Genomic DNA, 17030 nt, shown 5'->3' with positions numbered 1-17030 from the left:
ACAACCTTAATAATGAAAAAAGTAAGAAAAGCCATTATACCGGCAGCAGGATTAGGGACCCGATTTCTGCCGGCAACAAAAGCCATGCCTAAAGAGATGCTGCCGATTGTGGACAAACCAACAATCCAGTACATCGTTGAAGAAGCCATCGAATCGGGCATCGAAGACATCATTATTGTGACAGGTAAAGGGAAACGAGCGATTGAAGATCATTTCGATTATGCCTTCGAGCTCGAGCAGAAACTGTTTGAAAAAGGGAAGTTCGACCTATTAGAGAAAGTCAAACAGTCCTCAAACTTAGCTGATATACATTATATTCGTCAGAAAGAACCAAAAGGTTTGGGTCATGCCGTAAATTGCGCGAAAAAATTTATTGGAGATGAACCTTTTGCCGTACTCCTAGGGGATGACATCGTACAAGCTGAAAAACCTTGTTTAAAACAGCTTATAGAAAAGTATGAGGAAACAACTGCTTCTATTATTGGAGTTCAACAGGTGCCAGTAGATCAGACTCATCGATATGGAATTATTGAACCATCAAGTTCTTTTAATAACCTATACGGTGTAAAAAACTTTGTGGAGAAGCCAAAACAAGGTACAGCACCATCGAATTTAGCAATTATGGGTCGCTACATCTTAACTCCTGAAATCTTCACATACTTAGACGAGCAAGAAACTGGTGCTGGCGGCGAGATTCAGTTAACGGATGCCATTCAGAAATTGAACAACTACCAAAGAGTCTTTGCTTATGATTTTGAAGGCAAACGATATGATGTTGGTGAAAAACTAGGATTTATTCTTACTACATTAGAATTTGCATTGAGAGATAAAGAGTTAGCAAATTCAATTATTAAAGAATTAGAGGGGATAGTAAAAAGAAATAAAACTGAATTGATTAAATAACTTTCCTAATAAATAAGATAAAATAACTGGAGGATATAAAAGAATGAATTTAGGAAATATGGAAAAAAATTATTTCAGGGAACATGCAGTTGCTTTAGAGAGCTATACTACAGACAAAATAAAATATTTTATGGCGTTGAAAAGGGTTATAGACATAGTTCTTTCTTCTATAGGTATTGTTCTAATGTTCCCCATTCTTTTCCTTATAGCCATATTAATCAAAATAGAAAGTCCTGGCCCGGCTATTTATACTCAAGAAAGAGTTGGTTATAGGGGTAGGTATTTTAAAGTTATAAAACTTAGATCAATGACAGTTGATGCGGAGCTAAATGGAGCACAATGGGCAAAAAAAAATGATCCAAGAGTTACAAAAGTTGGATTGTTTATTAGAAAAACAAGAATTGATGAACTACCCCAATTAATAAATGTCCTCCTAGGTGAAATGAGTTTAATTGGTCCAAGACCGGAAAGAGCAATTTTTACATATCAATTTAATGAAGAAATACCTGGATTTATTAATAGGTTACAAGTAAAACCTGGTATTACTGGATGGGCACAAGTGAATGGTGGATATGACATTAATGCGAAAGAAAAGCTAGAACTTGATCAATTTTATATAAAAAATTTAAGCTTTTGGCTAGAAATTGAAATATTTATTAAAACTGTAAGGGTATGTATAACTGGCAATGGAGCTAGATAAGAGTATTCTATTTTTTCTTAATTTTTTATTAAAGAATAAATTTAAAAGTTTAAGTTAGGAGTTAACTTATATGAAAGGAATAATTTTAGCTGGTGGAAGTGGAACCAGATTATATCCTATTACAAAAGTGACATCAAAGCAGTTATTACCTATCTATGACAAGCCCATGATTTATTATCCACTCTCTGTTCTAATGTTGGCGGGGATAAAAGAAATACTAATAATATCTACTCCAGAAGACTTACCAAGATTTGAACAATTATTGGGAGATGGAAAGGAGTTAGGTATTTCTTTATGCTATGAAGTACAACAAGAACCAAAAGGTCTAGCAGAAGCATTTATTATTGGAGAAAGCTTTATAGGACAAGATAGCGTAGCTCTAATATTAGGAGATAACATATTCTTTGGGCCAGGATTTACATCAATTCTTCAAAAATCAGCAATAAGAGATAATGGAGCAACTATTTTTGGCTATAGAGTAAAGGATCCTGAAAGGTTTGGAGTAGTAGAATTCGACAAAGATAATAACGCAGTTTCTATAGAGGAGAAACCTTTAAAGCCTAAGTCAGAATTTGCTGTGACAGGCTTATATTTCTATGACAATACTGTTGTAGATATCGCAAAAAATATTCAACCTTCTCCACGTGGAGAGTTGGAAATTACCGATATAAATAAAGCTTATTTAAAGAAAAATAATTTAAAAGTAGAGTTGTTAGGAAGAGGATTTGCTTGGTTGGATACAGGCACTCATAATTCATTACTTGAAGCATCTCATTTTATTGAAACTGTTGAAAAAAGACAAGGATTTAAAGTAGCTTGTCTAGAGGAAATTGCATTCAGAATGGGGTACATCAATAAGTATGAGTTAATTGAACTAGCTCAACCACTATTGAAAACCGATTATGGAAGCTATTTATTAGATATAGCGTCTGAGAATAAGGAATCAATTTCTTGGAATTTGGAAGGTGTACTTTAATGTCAAAAACTATCTTAGTAACAGGAGGAGCCGGATTTATAGGTTCTAACTTTATACCTTACTTTATGAATAAATATCCTAACTATCAAATTGTTAACATGGATAGTCTAACTTATGCAGCTGATTTAGAAAATATAAAAGAAGTTAACGTGTTAGATAACTATGTACTTGAACAGGGAGATATTACAAATATAGATCTTGTACAAACTATTTTTAAAAAATATAAGATAACAGATGTAATTCACTTTGCTGCAGAGTCTCATGTAGACAACTCAATAAAGAATCCAACTGCTTTCGCTCAAACCAACATAATGGGGACTTTAAATTTATTAGATACCGCAAGAAATTATTGGATGGAAAGTCCTTTTAAATATAAAAATGAGTTTAAAGGTTCTCGCTTCCATCATGTTTCAACAGACGAAGTCTATGGTTCACTTGGAGAAACAGGTTACTTTACTGAAGAAAGTAAATACGAGCCCAATAGCCCATATAGTGCAAGTAAAGCTAGCTCTGATCTTTTGGTAAGAAGTTATTATCATACTTATGGGATGAATGTGGTAACAACAAATTGTTCAAATAATTATGGTCCAAAGCAGCATGATGAAAAATTAATTCCTACTTTAATAAGAAAAGCGATTCAAGGAGAATATTTACCCATTTATGGAAATGGTATGAACATTCGAGATTGGTTATTTGTATTGGACCACTGTAAAGCAGTAGATTTGGTCTTTCACCAAGGAGAAAAAAGTGAAGTGTATTTAGTTGGTGGTAAAAATGAAAAAACGAACATTCAAATAGCTGATCTTATCTGTGATCTGTTGGACAAAGAATTGCCGAAAGAGCAATCTTATAGGAAACAAATTAAATACGTTCAGGACAGACCAGGTCATGATTATAGATATGCAATCGACGCCTCAAAGCTTGAAAGCAGGCTAGGGTGGATAGCGGAAGAAACTTTTGAAAGTGGAATAATTAAGACAGTTGAATGGTATATAAAAAAATATATAGGTAAGGAGTCCTCTAATGAAAGTTAATCAGTATGATTTTTCTGTAATTGGAGATGAAAGAGGATCTCTAATTTCACTAGAATCTATGAAAAATATACCTTTTAATATTAAAAGAGTTTATTACATGTATGACCTAGCTAGAAACAAAGCAAGAGGATTTCATGCTCATAAAGAACTTAAACAAGTGATGGTTTGCCTGAAAGGGTCTTGTAAGGTTCTTTTAGATGATGGGAAAGAAAAAGTTGAAGTTGTATTAAAAAGACCAAATCAAGGAGTGCTCATTGATGTCATGATTTGGCATGAAATGTATGATTTTTCTCATGATTGTACTTTAGTGGTATTAGCAAACGATCATTATAAGGAAGAAGATTACATTAGAAATTATGAAGAATTCATGGAGGTATTGATATAAATGAAAGCTTTTATTCACCAACATGCAATCGTAGAAACATCTAAGATTGGTGAAAATACAAAAGTTTGGGCTTTTTCACATATACTACCTGAAGCAATGATAGGTCAAGACTGCAATGTTAATGATCACACATTTATTGAGAATGATGTGGTAATTGGTGACAGAGTGACCATTAAATCAGGAGTATATATTTGGGATGGGGTAAGAATTAATGACGATGTTTTTATAGGTCCTAATGTTACTTTCACAAATGACTTAGTACCTAGATCAAAACAATATCCCGAAAAGTTTATTGAAACAGTAATTGAAAAAGGTGCATCAATTGGTGCGAATGCAACAATTATTGCTGGAAATAAGATAGGGAAATATGCAATGGTAGGAGCAGGCTCTGTAGTAACTAAAAATATTCCTAATAATACTTTATGGTTTGGAAATCCATGTAATTTTAAATCATATATTTGTAATTGTGGACAAAAACTTACTGAAAATCTAACATGCCCTAATTGCACTAAACAATTTGTATTAAATGAGTTTAACAATATCGAAGAAAATTAAATTTGTAAACAAGAGGTGCACTATTTTGATATCTTTCTTGGATCTAAAAGCTATAAATAAACAATATGAAAATGAAATTAAACAAGCAATGGCTAAAGTTCTTAATAGTGGATGGTATATATTAGGGGAAGAGGTTAGTTCATTTGAGAGGGAGTTTGCGGATTACTGTGGAGTTAAACACTGTATCGGTGTTGCTAATGGACTGGATGCATTAAGCTTAATAATAAAAGCGTTTGACATCGGTCAAGGGGATGAAGTAATAGTTCCAGCTAATACTTACATTGCATCAATTTTAGCTATTTCAGCGAATGAAGCTACCCCAGTATTGGTAGAACCAAATATCAATACTTATAATATAGATTCTAATCTTATAGAAGAAAAAATCACAAATAAAACAAAAGCAATTCTAGCTGTTCATTTATATGGACAATCAGCTGACATGGATTCAATAAATGAAATTGCTCAAAAGTATAATCTAAAAGTAATTGAAGATGCAGCTCAAGCACATGGAGCTCTTTATAAAGGGAAAAAAGTTGGGAGCCTTGGTCATGCTTCTGGTTTTAGTTTTTATCCTGGCAAGAATTTAGGAGCACTAGGTGATGGAGGAGCTATCACAACGAATGATGACAAATTAGCTGATAGGCTGAAGGCTTTAAGAAACTATGGCTCTCACAAAAAGTATGAGAATTTGTTTAAAGGGGTTAATAGTAGATTAGATGAACTCCAGGCAGCAGTTCTTAGAGTAAAGTTGAATTATTTAAATAGTGAAAATACTAACCGTAGAGAGATTGCTAACTATTATTTAAGCAATATATCAAATCCTGAAGTGTTGCTTCCTAAAACAGATGGTAATAATGAACATGTTTGGCACCTATTTGTAATAAGAACAAAAAATAGAAAGAGTTTAAAACAATATTTGGAGAGAAAAGGTGTTCAAACTGTTATTCACTATCCAATTGCTCCCCATCATCAACAAGCATATATTGAATATAATAGCCTTAAATTCCCAATAACTGAATTGATTCATGAAGAAGTAATTAGTTTGCCTATCTCATCAGTTCTTTCAATGAAAGAAGCAAAAAGAGTAGTAAGTTTGATAAATGAGTTTAAGGTTTTTTAATTAGATAAAATGAATTTTTTGAAAACTAGTTTTTTAACAGCTATATCCACAATTATTAGATTGATGTCAGGTTTGGTAATTAACAAAATCGTGGCAATATACGTTGGCCCTTCAGGTATTGCTTTATTAGGACAATTTCTAAACATCTTCGGTATAATTACCAATTTAGGTAACGGTGCAATTAATACCGGAGTAACAAAGTATGTGGCTGAGTATAATGAAAACCTAAATAAAAGGAATCAAGTTATTAGTGCTTCAATTATAATTATTATTTGCTTCTCTTTGATAACAGGTTTCTTTGTTTTTCTTTTTAGTGAGAGGATTTCAGATATAGTTTTACAAAGTGATAAATACAGAAATATATTTAAACTCTTAGGAGTAACATTAGTCTTTATAAGTCTTAATACTTTTTTTCTGGCCCTACTAAATGGATTGAAACAAATAAAACAATTTGTATTAGTAAATATTATTAGTAGCTTTGTAGCTCTTATATTATCTTCGACATTGACTATTAAATTTAAGTTATTCGGTGCTTTTTCTGCTACAATTTTAGCTCAAGTAATTATCTTATTGGTGTCATTAGTCGCTATTACAAAACTAAAAGACTTTAAATATAAATTTAAATTTAGTGTTAATACAAATATATATAGGAGAATGTTTGCATTTTCATTAATGACAATTGTCTCAATTATTTCTGTATCATTAACACAAATATTAATAAGGGACTATATAATCGACGAATTTTCTATTCGAAAAGCAGGTATTTGGCAAGGCATTTGGAAAGTTTCTGAGATGTATTTAATGGTATTAACCACTGCATTTTCAACATATTATCTTCCGAAACTTTCTGAATTAAAGTCAAGAATTGAATTAAGAAATGAGATTATGTCTGGATATAAAATTATTATACCATTTGTGATTAGTAGTACTCTTTTAGTTTATTTATGTAGGGATTTTATTATATGGCTTCTTTTTACACCAGAATTTTATGAAATGAGATCTTTATTTTTTTATCAGTTATTAGGTGATGTCTTCAAAATGATTAGTTGGACGCTTGCTTTTTTAATGATTGCAAAAGCAATGACAAAGAGTTTTATTATTACAGAATTGGTCTTTTCGCTATCTTTCTATCTGCTTACCATTATACTTACTAAAACAAATGGCTTAATAGGTGTTACTCAAGCATATGCTCTTAACTATTTACTTTATTTACTTTTAATGATTTATATGTTTTCTGAAGTTTTAATAGGAAAAAAAAATTGTTTAATAAACAAAAATAAGAAAATGGAGGGGGATTATGAATAGTTTAAATAAAATCGAGAATATTACTTTCTTTTATCCGAGTAGAGTTGTTGGTGGTGCTGAATATCTTTTTATTCGTCTGGCAAATAAGTTATCTGAACTTGGATACAAAGTTTTTATCGTAGACTATAAAGATGGTTTTCTAAGAAAAAATGTTATTAAGGATGTAACAGTTATAGACTATTTTGAGGGTGAAAAAGTAGAGTTTACTTTTAATACACACTTAATACTACCTCCATTATTTCTAAATAAGATGAAAGAATTATTTTCTGTTAGCAACAATAAAAGGATCAATTGTTTCTTTTGGTCAATCGCACCACACAATGTGGTTTCTGGGATTAGAGGATTCCATAGATTTTCTAGTCTATTTAAATTAAATGAATATGAAAAATATTTTTTTTGTGTACGACCTGTAAAATCCTTAAAAATAAAAAAAATATTAAATGAATTACACGATAGTAATGGGATATTCTTTATGGACTATCCTAACTATCTAAAGAATCAAGAGATTTTCAGGTTAAAATTCGATCCTAAATATATTCCAATACCCATAGAAGAACCTATTCAAGATAAATCTCCTAAGACCTATAAAAATAAAAAAATCACTTTAGCCTGGTATGGTAGATTGGGAGGAGAAAAAGTAGAAGCTTTAATGAAAGTACTAAAAGATATAAATACTTTATATAAAGAAGGAAAAGTAACTGATTTAATAGAGTTCTTAGTGATAGGTGATGGAGAACATCTATCTGATGTGGAAAAATTCGCCTCAAAAAATATATCGTTTACTATAAAATTTTTAGGCACACTTGGTAACGAAGAAGCAAAGGAATTAATAGCAGAAAAAGTAGATTTAGCATTTGCAATGGGCACTTCAGCATTAGAAATCGGACAAACAATGACCCCAGTTGTTTCTCTAGATTTCTCGCTCAAACCTTTCCCATCTGATTATAAATACTGTTGGATATTTGAAAGAAAAGGTTATTCAGTAGGGAATCAAGTAAGAGCTAAGCTTCCTAATAAGCATACCATGGAAAATATTATCAATGATTTAAACGAAGATTACGAAAATCTAGCTTACCATTCATATAAATATGTTAACAAGAATCATAATTTAAATAAAATAATTAGTATGCTAATCGAGGCATTAGCTGAAAATAATTACTCTATAAAGAAATTACTTTAGTTATTGGAGCGAGAAATGTGAAAAAAAAGGTATTGTTTTTAAGATCAAACCCAATTGCACCAGACCCTCGAGTAGAGAAGGAAGCCCGTGCATTACATGAAGCTGGGTATGAAGTGACAATGTTAGGATGGGATAGAACATGCTCATTATCAAAATACGAAGAGACTGATTATGGGAATATACAAAGACTATTTATTCCTGCAAATTTTGGAACAGGGTTAAAAAATTTACCACATCTATTAAAATGGCAATTAGGTTTATTTAAATATTTGCTAAAGAATAAGGTAGATATAATTCATAGTTGTGATTTTGATACAATTATTCCAGCAATATTTGTATCAAAAATAAGAAAGACCAAAGTTGTTTATGATATCTTTGATTTTTATTCTGATATGTTAAGAAGTACTCCTTCAATTGTTAAATCGTTCATAAAAAAAATCGATTATTTGATGATTAATCAAGCTGACGCATTAATTATTTGTGATGATTCAAGATACAATCAAATTAAAGGTTCTAAGCCAAAAAGTACTACTGTAATTTATAATAGTCCTGAAGAAACAAAGGGCATGGCAAAGTTAATTAATGGTATGGAGGAGGAAATTAAAGGAGAACTAACGGTTTCATATGTGGGACTCCTTCAGAAAGAACGTGGAATTCTAGAAATGATGGAAGTCATTTCTAATTCCCCTAACTGGAAAATGCATATAGCGGGATTTGGCGGAGATGAAAAATTAATAAAAGAAAAAGCAGACAAACATCAAAATATTAAATATCATGGTAGGGTTTCATATAAACAATCTCTTGAAATTAGTAATCAAGGAGATGTTCTTTTTGCTACTTACGATCCTGAAATCCCTAACCATAAGTATTCTAGTGCAAATAAACTCTTTGAAGCAATGATGTTGGGGAAACCAATTATAGTTTGCAAAGATACAGGCATGGATAGTATTGTTGAAAAATTAAACAATGGGGTTATTGTTGATTACGGTAATAAAGCACAAATAAAAAGTGCTTTGGAGACTCTTACAAATAACGAGAGATATGATTTTCTAAGTGAAAATTCAAGACAAGGATATTTGACTACTTATGGATGGGACGTTATGAAAAGAAAATTAATAACTTTATATAATTCGTTTTAAAAGAATTTTAAAGATCTAATCAACTTTGATATAAATTTTGAAAGGTTGAGAATATAAAGGATGGCATTTAAACTCAATGAATCTAATGTAAGGGGTATAAGCCTATTTGTAGCATTTGTTATACTGTTATACCCAATATTATCTGCTTACTCAATTTTTAGCTCAATTTCTATGGGGTTATTATTATTATTAATAGCCACTTTCATTTGTATAATCTATAAAAAATCATTCATAATTAACAAAACGATTTCATTTATAGTATTAAGTCATATTTGTTTATCGTTAATTTCAATACTACTTCAGGGGGATGTTAACCTTCAAATTAGTGCACTAAAATCAATGATATTTGTAATTATCAGCACATTTTGCATTATGCAATTAGTTCAATTCTTCAGCCGAAATGAATTTATTTTTGTATCGATACTGTTTACAATAGTCGTGTCAACTTTCCTAATATATCAAGTATTATTCATGAATCTAGGCAAAGTTCCTTACAATGGTCAATTATTTTTGAATTTAGCACCGGGTTATAGTTGGTCTAATTCTACAGAGTACCTAAGGGCAAATTCCTTTTTCTCTGAACCATCTTATTACAGTATATATATTCTCCCGATTATAGCATTACTATTTATTCACAAAAAACACTTTGTAGCGGTATTTGCATTGGTAAGTTTAATACTTTCTACTTCAAGTCTTGGGATAATTGGTGGCTTGATTATTCTTTTTTTTATAACTTCTTTTACAATGAAGCTTAAGTCGAAAATAAAGGTAATGTTTATTTTTATAGCTTTAATAATTTGTTCGTTTTTTCTAATGAACCTTTTAGACTTAAATTGGATTTTAGACAACAGTTTGAAAAAGATAGAGAATATCAATGAAAATAGTACTGAAAGGTTATCTGGAAATTTAGAATACTATTACCTAATACCTATCTTATATAAAATAATAGGAGTAGGTATAGGTCAAACATCTAACTATTTGTATCAGATTGGGTATTCTGTTCCAAATTACAGCAATGCTATAATAATTATTCTCTATAATTATGGAATTATAGGAATGATATTTTTTATTATATTTATTTACAAGTTATTTAAAGAAACACTTAGTAAAGGTTATGTTATATTAATAATTTTCATGCTTATTAGTTTAGTTGATTACTTTATCTATTCACCTAATTATTACTATATACTCTTCTTCATATTAATATTTAATAAAGGTAATAGTGAAATAAAGATTAAATTAACTCAACATTAAATAATTAAATTGAAGTACCTCAAAATATATCAATTCGGCTAATACTTTTAAAAAGGAGATTTAAATGAAAATATTGTTTGTTATTACAAAATCTGAATGGGGAGGGGCGCAGTCGCATTTATATGAATTAGTAAAAGATTTAAAAAGTAGAAAACATGTTCCTGTAGTTATTGTTGGAGAAGATGGAGAATTAAAAGAGAGGCTGGAAAAAATAAATGTTAGGGTAATTATCTTAAAAAGTTTAATTAGAGAAGTAAGACCTATAAAAGATGTAATAAGTATAATAAAACTAAAAAGTTTTATAAAAAGAATTAATCCTGATTTAATTCATCTACACTCATCAAAAGCGGGTTTAATTGGAAGAATATCTGGAAGACTGGTGAGAAAACCAATAATTTTCACTGCTCACGGTTGGGCGTTCACTGAGGGTACTTCATCTTCTAAAAGAGGAATTTATATATTAGTTGAGAGATTTGTAGGTGGTTTTACAGATAAAATAATATGTGTCTCAGAATTTGATCGTCAAATAGCAATTAAAAATAATGTTGCACCTGAAGGGAGATTAATTACTGTACATAATGGAGTGGAAAACATTAAGTCAATTACACATAAGAAAAAAAGCCCAAACAATATTGTACCAAAAATAATAATGGTTGCACGTTTTTCACCTCAAAAAGATTATAAAACTCTTGTAGAAGCATTAAGTAAAGTTGAGGGTAAATATGAGGTTTTATTGGTTGGGGAAGGAGAGCTATTATCTGAAACTCAGTCTTATGTTAGAGAACTAAACTTAACTGATAAAGTGCACTTTTTAGGTATGAGAAAAGATATACCTGAATTGTTGGATAGTTCTGATATTTTCGTCCTTTCTACTAATTATGAAGGACTTCCTTTAAGTATTATTGAAGCTATGTCAAAGAAATTACCTGTAATAGCTACTGACGTTGGCGGAGTAAGTGAATTAATTGAGCAAAATCTTACGGGGATACTTGTGAAAAACAGAGATGCAAATGGTTTAGCAGAGAATATTGACTTCTTGATAAAAAACCCAAAAAAGCGTGTAGAAATGGGGAACGCTGGATTTCAAAAGTATTCAACAGAATTTTCTCTTCAAAATATGCTAACCAAAACTCACGAGATTTATACAAATATTTTATATAAATAATTACATATTATCAGGAGGATTCTATGGCGATTTTAGTTACTGGGGGAGCCGGCTATCTAGGCTCTCATACTTGTGTAGAACTATTAAATGCAGGATATAAAATAGTGATTGTTGATAATTTTTCAAACAGTAAACCTGAATCTTTAAAAAGAATTAAAAATATTACCGGTAAAGATTTTAATTTTTACAATATTGATATCTTAAATAAAGACTCACTTAGAGAGGTTTTCTCAGAAAATAATATTGATGCAGTAATCCATTTTGCTGGTCTAAAGGCTGTTGGTGAATCAGTAGAAGCTCCTTTAAAATATTATCATAATAACATTACAGGAACCATTATATTATGTGAAGTGATGGAAGAATTTAATGTTAATAGAATAGTTTTTAGTTCCTCTGCCACAGTTTATGGCGTACCTGAAACTGTCCCTATTTTAGAAGACTCAACTCTTTATGCAACAAATCCATATGGAAGAACAAAACTAATGGCTGAAGAGATATTTAAGGATATGTATAAATCCAACCCTAATTGGAGCATTGCACTGTTACGTTACTTTAACCCAATTGGAGCACATGAAAGTGGTGAAATTGGAGAGGATCCTAACGGAATACCAAATAATTTAATGCCTTATATTACACAAGTTGGTGTGGGGAAATTAAATGAACTAATGGTGTTTGGGAATGACTATGCTACAAGTGATGGGACAGGAGTGAGAGACTATATTCATGTAGTAGATCTTGCACTTGGCCATCTAAAAGCTTTAGAAAAGGTTATGCAAGAGCCTGGCGTTGAAGCTTATAATTTAGGTACTGGGAAAGGCTACAGTGTCTTAGAAATGGTCTCTGCTTTTGAGAAGGCATTTGGTGGTAACATACCATATAAAATAGTTGAACGCAGAGCCGGAGACATAGGTGAGTGTTATGCTGACCCAACTAAAGCAAAACAACAATTAGACTGGTTTGCCACGAGAGGTATTGACGAAATGTGCAAGGATTCATGGAGATGGCAATCAAAAAATCCAAACGGATATGCTAAAGATTTAAAACTAGTTTGATAACTTTAAAACAACTCTCTGTGCAACTATAGAGAGTTGTTAATTTATTAGGATATTATTTCTTTGTTATCTGCCAAGGGTAACCCCTAAAATCTTTTAAATATTCTTTCCAAGGATATATTTGGTTATTATTATCATCCCTCAAATCTCTTACAGAACAAATGTCTTTCCCTGGAACTCCAACAATCACTCTTTCTGGCTCTACATCCTTTCTAATAAGAGAAGAAGCGCCAATTAAAGAGTTTTTACCGATCTCTACTCCTGGTAGAATAACAGATGAAGTTGCAACCTGTGCATATTTTCTAATTGTAACTCCTTTTAATTTTCCCATTGGAGGATAGGGGTCATTGGTTAATACTACATATGGATAAATCCACACATAATCTTCTATTATTGACATTTGTCCAATATGTACATTGGAATGTAACCTAACATAATTACCAATCGTTAATTTTCCTTGAAGATCACATAAGGTGCCTAAACTACAATTATGTCCAATTGTTGATTCTTCTCTAATAGTTACTCTGTGACCTGTTTGAAAATCATTACCAATAATTACATTTTCATAAATTATAGAATACGAGCGAATAATTGAGTTTGCTCCAATTTTTGTTGATTTAAAATCATGATTTTCTGAGCTATAGTAAGTTGATGTAGGTTCACCTATTGTACAATAGGGTCCAATAAAGCTATTATCACCAATTGAAGCATTTGGATATATTATAGTACCTCTGCCTATTTTAACATTGTTTCCAATTCTAGCTCCATCATATATTGTTACGTCCTTATATTTTTCTTGCAATACAATGTTCATATGTTCCTCCTTTTAGAAATTTAATTTACTATTACATTTTTCGACATAATAATGTATTTCCCTTTTATTTTTTTAAAGATAGATTCTGATAATGTTCATGTTCTTGCAACATCCATGATGTGACCTTTTATTGTATAAATATTACCCACTTCTTTTCTTAATTTTTAAACGGTATCCCACCCACACCATCTAGCCATAAAAGAAGAGCCAACCCAAAAGCTCTCACACTTTTGGGCCAGCCCCATTAATCACTTACTTATTTTTTAGAAACATCCACAATACGTCCTTCGATTTGTGGATTTACTGTTTTCAATTCAGCTACATAATCACGAAGGTTCTCCCAGTCAGAAGCACCTAGGTCTGTTACGCGGCCTTCATTATAAGCCTTAGCGAACACTTCATAGTTATCTCCACCTTTAGCAGTGAAGGCATTTGTTGCGATTACATATTCTTTTGCAAGATCGATTGCTGTGTATTTTCCGTCAGCATTCTTTACTTCCATAGTTACTACACGGCTTCCAGCAGCTTTTGTGCTGTCATACGTGAATTTCATACCGGATACATGTAGGAATGCCCCATGTTCTTTTGGAGCGTTTTTCACACTGTGCTCTAGAGCTGCTTTAATTTCAGCACCTGTTAAATTCATTGTCGCAAGTGTATTTCCGAACGGAAGTGTTGTTAACACATCACCATATGTGATTTCACCTGCATCGATTGGCGCACGAATTCCACCACCGTTTTGGAACGCCATTGCAACATTCGTGTTGAACTCTCTTGCTTTATCAAGCATACCGTCAGTGATCAGATTTCCAAGCTCTGTTTCGTTGCTGCGCACGCTTGGTTCGTCACCTTCTGAACGTGGGTTAGCTAGTTCTTTTTCAGCTACACCGCCAGTAGGTTTGTTCTTAACCTCTGCGATTTTTTCTGAGTACTTTTTCAACAGTTCAGCAGCTTCTGGATCAGCTGTCTTTGTTTTTACTTCGATTAGTGCTCCTGTTTGTCCAACTACTTTACCTTTTTTATCAAACTCAACATCAAGAGTTCCTAAGAAATCTCCATATTGAGAAGCTTGAACGATAACCGTCGCATCTTTGTCTTTTCCGTGCTCGTCCTTCGTAATCACTACAGGCGCAGTAAGTTTTGTATGGCTGTGTCCGCCAACGATTACATCAAGTCCGTCAACGTATTTTGCTAGTTCAAGATCGTTGTCATATTCAGCGTTATCGTCATATCCAAGGTGTGTGATGGCAACAATTTTGTTAACGCCTCGGCGCTCTAGTGCTTTAACCGCTTTTCTAGCTTCTTTAATGTAATTTTTGAATTCTACACTCTCAGGGCTGGAGATATCAACTGTTTCTTCAGTTGTAAGTCCGATAAATCCAACACGTTGTTTGTCTACCCATTTAACAACAGAAGGGTAGATCGTGCTGTCTTTTGGAGAGTGTTTTACTTGATTTTTAAATAGTGATTTCATGTTTTGGTCTTTAGAAAAATCAACATTCGTACTTACGAATGGAAAATCTGCATTCTTTACAAAATTAGCTAGCGCTTGGTGTCCTTCTTCACTGGAACCAAGGTCAAACTCATGGTTTCCGAAAGTCATAAGGTCATAGCCAGCTAGATTCATGAACTCCAAATCAGCTTGTCCTTGGAATTCGTTGAAATAAAGCGTTCCAGAGAAAACATCTCCAGCATCAAGTAGAAGAGCGCTCGGCTTTTCTGCGCGAACTTCTTTGATCGCTGTAATGCGCTGTGCAACGTTATCTAGGTGAGCATGTGTATCGTTTGTATGCATTAGCGATAAATTAAATGTAGAATCTTTCGGCTTTTTCCCCGTATTATTCGATTCTGCAAAAGCCGGCATTGCCACTGTGGAAGAAATTAATCCAACGGCAAGTGTGGAAGCTAGTAAACTTTTAAACTTTTTAGTTAAAACCATCCCATCACATTCCCTTCAATTTTGTCATACGATATTAATTTAGCATGTAATAATCTAAAGGCAAGTCGAAAAATGTCGAAATTAACAAAAAATTTAATTCTTATGTAATATTTACACTTTTTACAAACTCAACATATTTTCCTAGTTCGACGCGGTGGACGCGCCCAATAGGAACGAGGCTATTTCTATATAGCAGTTTTAATAGTTGTTTTTTAATAATACTTTATGCCTTATTTTTTGGAATTCATATAAAACAATTAGGTATTTATACCGATATAACAGAATAGGTTATGAGTAAATACCTAATATCGAATATGAACTGAGAGGGATAAGGGATTGAAGAAGTTACTTTGGGGGATTTTGTGTGCCGTATTATTATTTTGCCCAACTATTACAGCTTCAGCTGGAAAAGAGAAAGCACCTGAAGTATTTGTGAATGGACAGAAAGTTATATTTAAAGATGTGTCACCTACGATAATTAACGGGAGAACGATGATACCGATTCGAAAAGTATCAGAAGTAATAGGTGAAGCAAAAATAGAATATAACAATGGAAACATCAAGATCAATAACGGTGTAAACTATGTATCTATGAATATCGGTAACAAGCAAGTCGTGAAGAACGGTAAGTCTATAACAATCGATGTAGCCCCTTTATTAGTAAAAGAGCGCACCATGGTTCCGGTCCGTTTTATTAGTGAAGCTCTTGATGCAAAAGTGGGTTGGAATAATCAGACGTATATCGTCTCAATCAATACGGAAACTAGTATTCCTGTATTAATGTATCACCATTTCTCAGAAAAGATAGTGGATGGGAACACCACAATTAAACCGAGTGAATTTAAAGAGCATCTTCAGTATTTAAAAAAGAATGGATTTTCAACGATAAGTGTCAGTGATTTAATGGCTTATAAAGAAGGAACCGCTAGCCTTCCGGAAAACCCTGTATTAATCACACTCGACGATGGCTACTTAAGCAACTATCAATACGCTTTTCCTGTCTTAAAAGAATTGAAAATGAAAGCAACGATATTCATCGTCACGCAAGATGTTGGAAATACAACTTTGCTGAATCCTCATTTTAACTGGGTACAGGCAAGAGAAATGGAAAAGAGCGGTTTTGTTGATATACAAAGCCACACCAATTATTCTCACTATAAAGTGGGTAAACATGCAGCTTTGAGCTCACCAATGAATGGAGAAACACATATTCAATTTAAAAATAGAGTGAGAAAAGACTTGATAACATCCCGGGATCTGATCCGAAGGAATTTAGGAAAGACCAGCCTCGCTCTAGCCTATCCTTATGGTTCTTATAGCGGATCAACTTTAAAGATTGCAAAAGAAGTAGGCTTTAAAATGGCGTTTACGGTAAAGAAAGGACATGTTTATAAGCAGTCCCCACAATTCGAGCTAGACCGCATCAATATTCCTCAAGGTATGAGCGGGGAAGAGGTTGTTCAGTTGATTGAGGATTGTGCGTATTAATAATAGATCACAAAAGCCCCT

At 32.4% G+C, this 17030-nt stretch carries 15 protein-coding genes; 13 read left to right on the top strand and 2 right to left on the bottom strand.

All coding sequences use genetic code 11. The features are described from left to right. Positions 1 to 12 precede the first annotated feature (12 nt). The 12 genes from galU to galE all read left to right on the top strand — a co-directional run bounded on the left by galU (position 13) and on the right by galE (position 12768). Positions 13 to 903: a UTP--glucose-1-phosphate uridylyltransferase GalU gene (gene galU, locus ACFQ4X_RS14405; RefSeq protein WP_379836241.1), complete on the top strand. Its 891-nt coding sequence runs from the start codon at positions 13 to 15 to the stop codon at positions 901 to 903. Positions 904 to 946: 43 nt separating this feature from the next. Then, positions 947 to 1603, top strand: a complete 657-nt coding sequence (locus tag ACFQ4X_RS14400; protein ID WP_379836239.1) for an exopolysaccharide biosynthesis polyprenyl glycosylphosphotransferase — start codon at positions 947 to 949, stop codon at positions 1601 to 1603. A 70-nt stretch (positions 1604 to 1673) separates the two neighbouring features. Next, the gene (rfbA, locus tag ACFQ4X_RS14395) at positions 1674 to 2579 is read left to right on the top strand and encodes a glucose-1-phosphate thymidylyltransferase RfbA (protein WP_379836237.1); all 906 of its coding nucleotides are present in this window, start codon (positions 1674 to 1676) and stop codon (positions 2577 to 2579) included. Continuing rightward, a complete protein-coding gene (rfbB, locus tag ACFQ4X_RS14390; RefSeq protein ID WP_379836235.1) occupies positions 2579 to 3613 on the top strand; it encodes a dTDP-glucose 4,6-dehydratase in 1035 nt (344 codons plus the stop codon). The genes rfbA and rfbB overlap by 1 nt, the downstream gene beginning before the upstream one ends. Next, on the top strand, positions 3603 to 3998 hold the full coding sequence (locus ACFQ4X_RS14385; protein ID WP_379836233.1) for a sugar 3,4-ketoisomerase: 396 nt from the start codon (positions 3603 to 3605) through the stop codon (positions 3996 to 3998). The genes rfbB and ACFQ4X_RS14385 overlap by 11 nt, the downstream gene beginning before the upstream one ends. Next, on the top strand, positions 3999 to 4553 hold the full coding sequence (locus tag ACFQ4X_RS14380) for an acyltransferase (protein ID WP_379836231.1): 555 nt from the start codon (positions 3999 to 4001) through the stop codon (positions 4551 to 4553). It abuts the gene before it with no gap. A 25-nt stretch (positions 4554 to 4578) separates the two neighbouring features. Then, on the top strand, positions 4579 to 5673 hold the full coding sequence (locus tag ACFQ4X_RS14375; protein WP_379836229.1) for a DegT/DnrJ/EryC1/StrS family aminotransferase: 1095 nt from the start codon (positions 4579 to 4581) through the stop codon (positions 5671 to 5673). 9 nt (positions 5674 to 5682) lie between these two features. Further along, positions 5683 to 6978, top strand: a complete 1296-nt coding sequence (locus ACFQ4X_RS14370; protein ID WP_379836227.1) for an O-antigen translocase — start codon at positions 5683 to 5685, stop codon at positions 6976 to 6978. Beyond that, on the top strand, positions 6971 to 8158 hold the full coding sequence (locus ACFQ4X_RS14365; protein ID WP_379836225.1) for a hypothetical protein: 1188 nt from the start codon (positions 6971 to 6973) through the stop codon (positions 8156 to 8158). Before ACFQ4X_RS14370 ends, ACFQ4X_RS14365 begins: the two co-directional genes overlap by 8 nt. A 17-nt stretch (positions 8159 to 8175) precedes the next feature. After that, positions 8176 to 9297 (top strand): glycosyltransferase family 4 protein, encoded by a 1122-nt coding sequence (locus ACFQ4X_RS14360; protein ID WP_379836223.1) that lies wholly within the window; start codon positions 8176 to 8178, stop codon positions 9295 to 9297. A 1318-nt stretch (positions 9298 to 10615) separates the two neighbouring features. Beyond that, positions 10616 to 11716 carry a glycosyltransferase family 4 protein gene (locus ACFQ4X_RS14355; protein ID WP_379836221.1) on the top strand — a complete coding sequence of 367 codons (1101 nt, stop codon included), beginning with the start codon at positions 10616 to 10618 and terminating at the stop codon, positions 11714 to 11716. A 23-nt stretch (positions 11717 to 11739) separates the two neighbouring features. Beyond that, entirely contained in the window at positions 11740 to 12768 is a 1029-nt protein-coding gene (galE, locus tag ACFQ4X_RS14350; protein ID WP_379836219.1) for a UDP-glucose 4-epimerase GalE, read from the top strand. 55 nt (positions 12769 to 12823) lie between these two features. On the opposite strand, the gene ACFQ4X_RS14345 is transcribed toward galE, so the two are convergent. Together ACFQ4X_RS14345 and ACFQ4X_RS14340 are read right to left on the bottom strand one after the other, a co-directional pair. Continuing rightward, positions 12824 to 13582 (bottom strand): acyltransferase, encoded by a 759-nt coding sequence (locus tag ACFQ4X_RS14345; protein ID WP_379836217.1) that lies wholly within the window; start codon positions 13580 to 13582, stop codon positions 12824 to 12826. A gap of 256 nt (positions 13583 to 13838) precedes the next feature. Next, the gene (locus ACFQ4X_RS14340) at positions 13839 to 15521 is read right to left on the bottom strand and encodes a bifunctional metallophosphatase/5'-nucleotidase (RefSeq protein WP_379836215.1); all 1683 of its coding nucleotides are present in this window, start codon (positions 15519 to 15521) and stop codon (positions 13839 to 13841) included. Between the two features lie 336 nt (positions 15522 to 15857). On the opposite strand from ACFQ4X_RS14340, the gene ACFQ4X_RS14335 reads away from it, so the two are divergent. Continuing rightward, complete coding sequence (locus ACFQ4X_RS14335) at positions 15858 to 17009, top strand: stalk domain-containing protein (RefSeq protein WP_379836213.1); 1152 nt, start codon at positions 15858 to 15860, stop codon at positions 17007 to 17009. Positions 17010 to 17030: the final 21 nt, after the last annotated feature.

Source organism: Fictibacillus halophilus (assembly GCF_042680145.1).
GTDB classification, from domain to species: domain Bacteria; phylum Bacillota; class Bacilli; order Bacillales; family Fictibacillaceae; genus Fictibacillus; species Fictibacillus halophilus_A.
This window is presented reverse-complemented; position numbering and strand designations above follow the sequence as displayed.

Bases quoted from the DNA above. Each gene is read 5' to 3' on its own strand.
- galU (WP_379836241.1), top strand. From the start codon at position 13: ATGAAAAAAGTAAGAAAAGCCATTATACCGGCAGCAGGATTAGGGACC.
- ACFQ4X_RS14365 (WP_379836225.1), top strand. From the start codon at position 6,971: ATGAATAGTTTAAATAAAATCGAGAATATTACTTTCTTTTATCCGAGT.
- ACFQ4X_RS14355 (WP_379836221.1), top strand. From the start codon at position 10,616: ATGAAAATATTGTTTGTTATTACAAAATCTGAATGGGGAGGGGCGCAG.
- rfbB (WP_379836235.1), top strand. From the start codon at position 2,579: ATGTCAAAAACTATCTTAGTAACAGGAGGAGCCGGATTTATAGGTTCT.
- ACFQ4X_RS14340 (WP_379836215.1), bottom strand. From the start codon at position 15,521: ATGGTTTTAACTAAAAAGTTTAAAAGTTTACTAGCTTCCACACTTGCC.
- galE (WP_379836219.1), top strand. From the start codon at position 11,740: ATGGCGATTTTAGTTACTGGGGGAGCCGGCTATCTAGGCTCTCATACT.
- ACFQ4X_RS14380 (WP_379836231.1), top strand. From the start codon at position 3,999: ATGAAAGCTTTTATTCACCAACATGCAATCGTAGAAACATCTAAGATT.
- ACFQ4X_RS14370 (WP_379836227.1), top strand. From the start codon at position 5,683: ATGAATTTTTTGAAAACTAGTTTTTTAACAGCTATATCCACAATTATT.
- ACFQ4X_RS14385 (WP_379836233.1), top strand. From the start codon at position 3,603: ATGAAAGTTAATCAGTATGATTTTTCTGTAATTGGAGATGAAAGAGGA.
- ACFQ4X_RS14400 (WP_379836239.1), top strand. From the start codon at position 947: ATGAATTTAGGAAATATGGAAAAAAATTATTTCAGGGAACATGCAGTT.
- ACFQ4X_RS14345 (WP_379836217.1), bottom strand. From the start codon at position 13,582: ATGAACATTGTATTGCAAGAAAAATATAAGGACGTAACAATATATGAT.
- rfbA (WP_379836237.1), top strand. From the start codon at position 1,674: ATGAAAGGAATAATTTTAGCTGGTGGAAGTGGAACCAGATTATATCCT.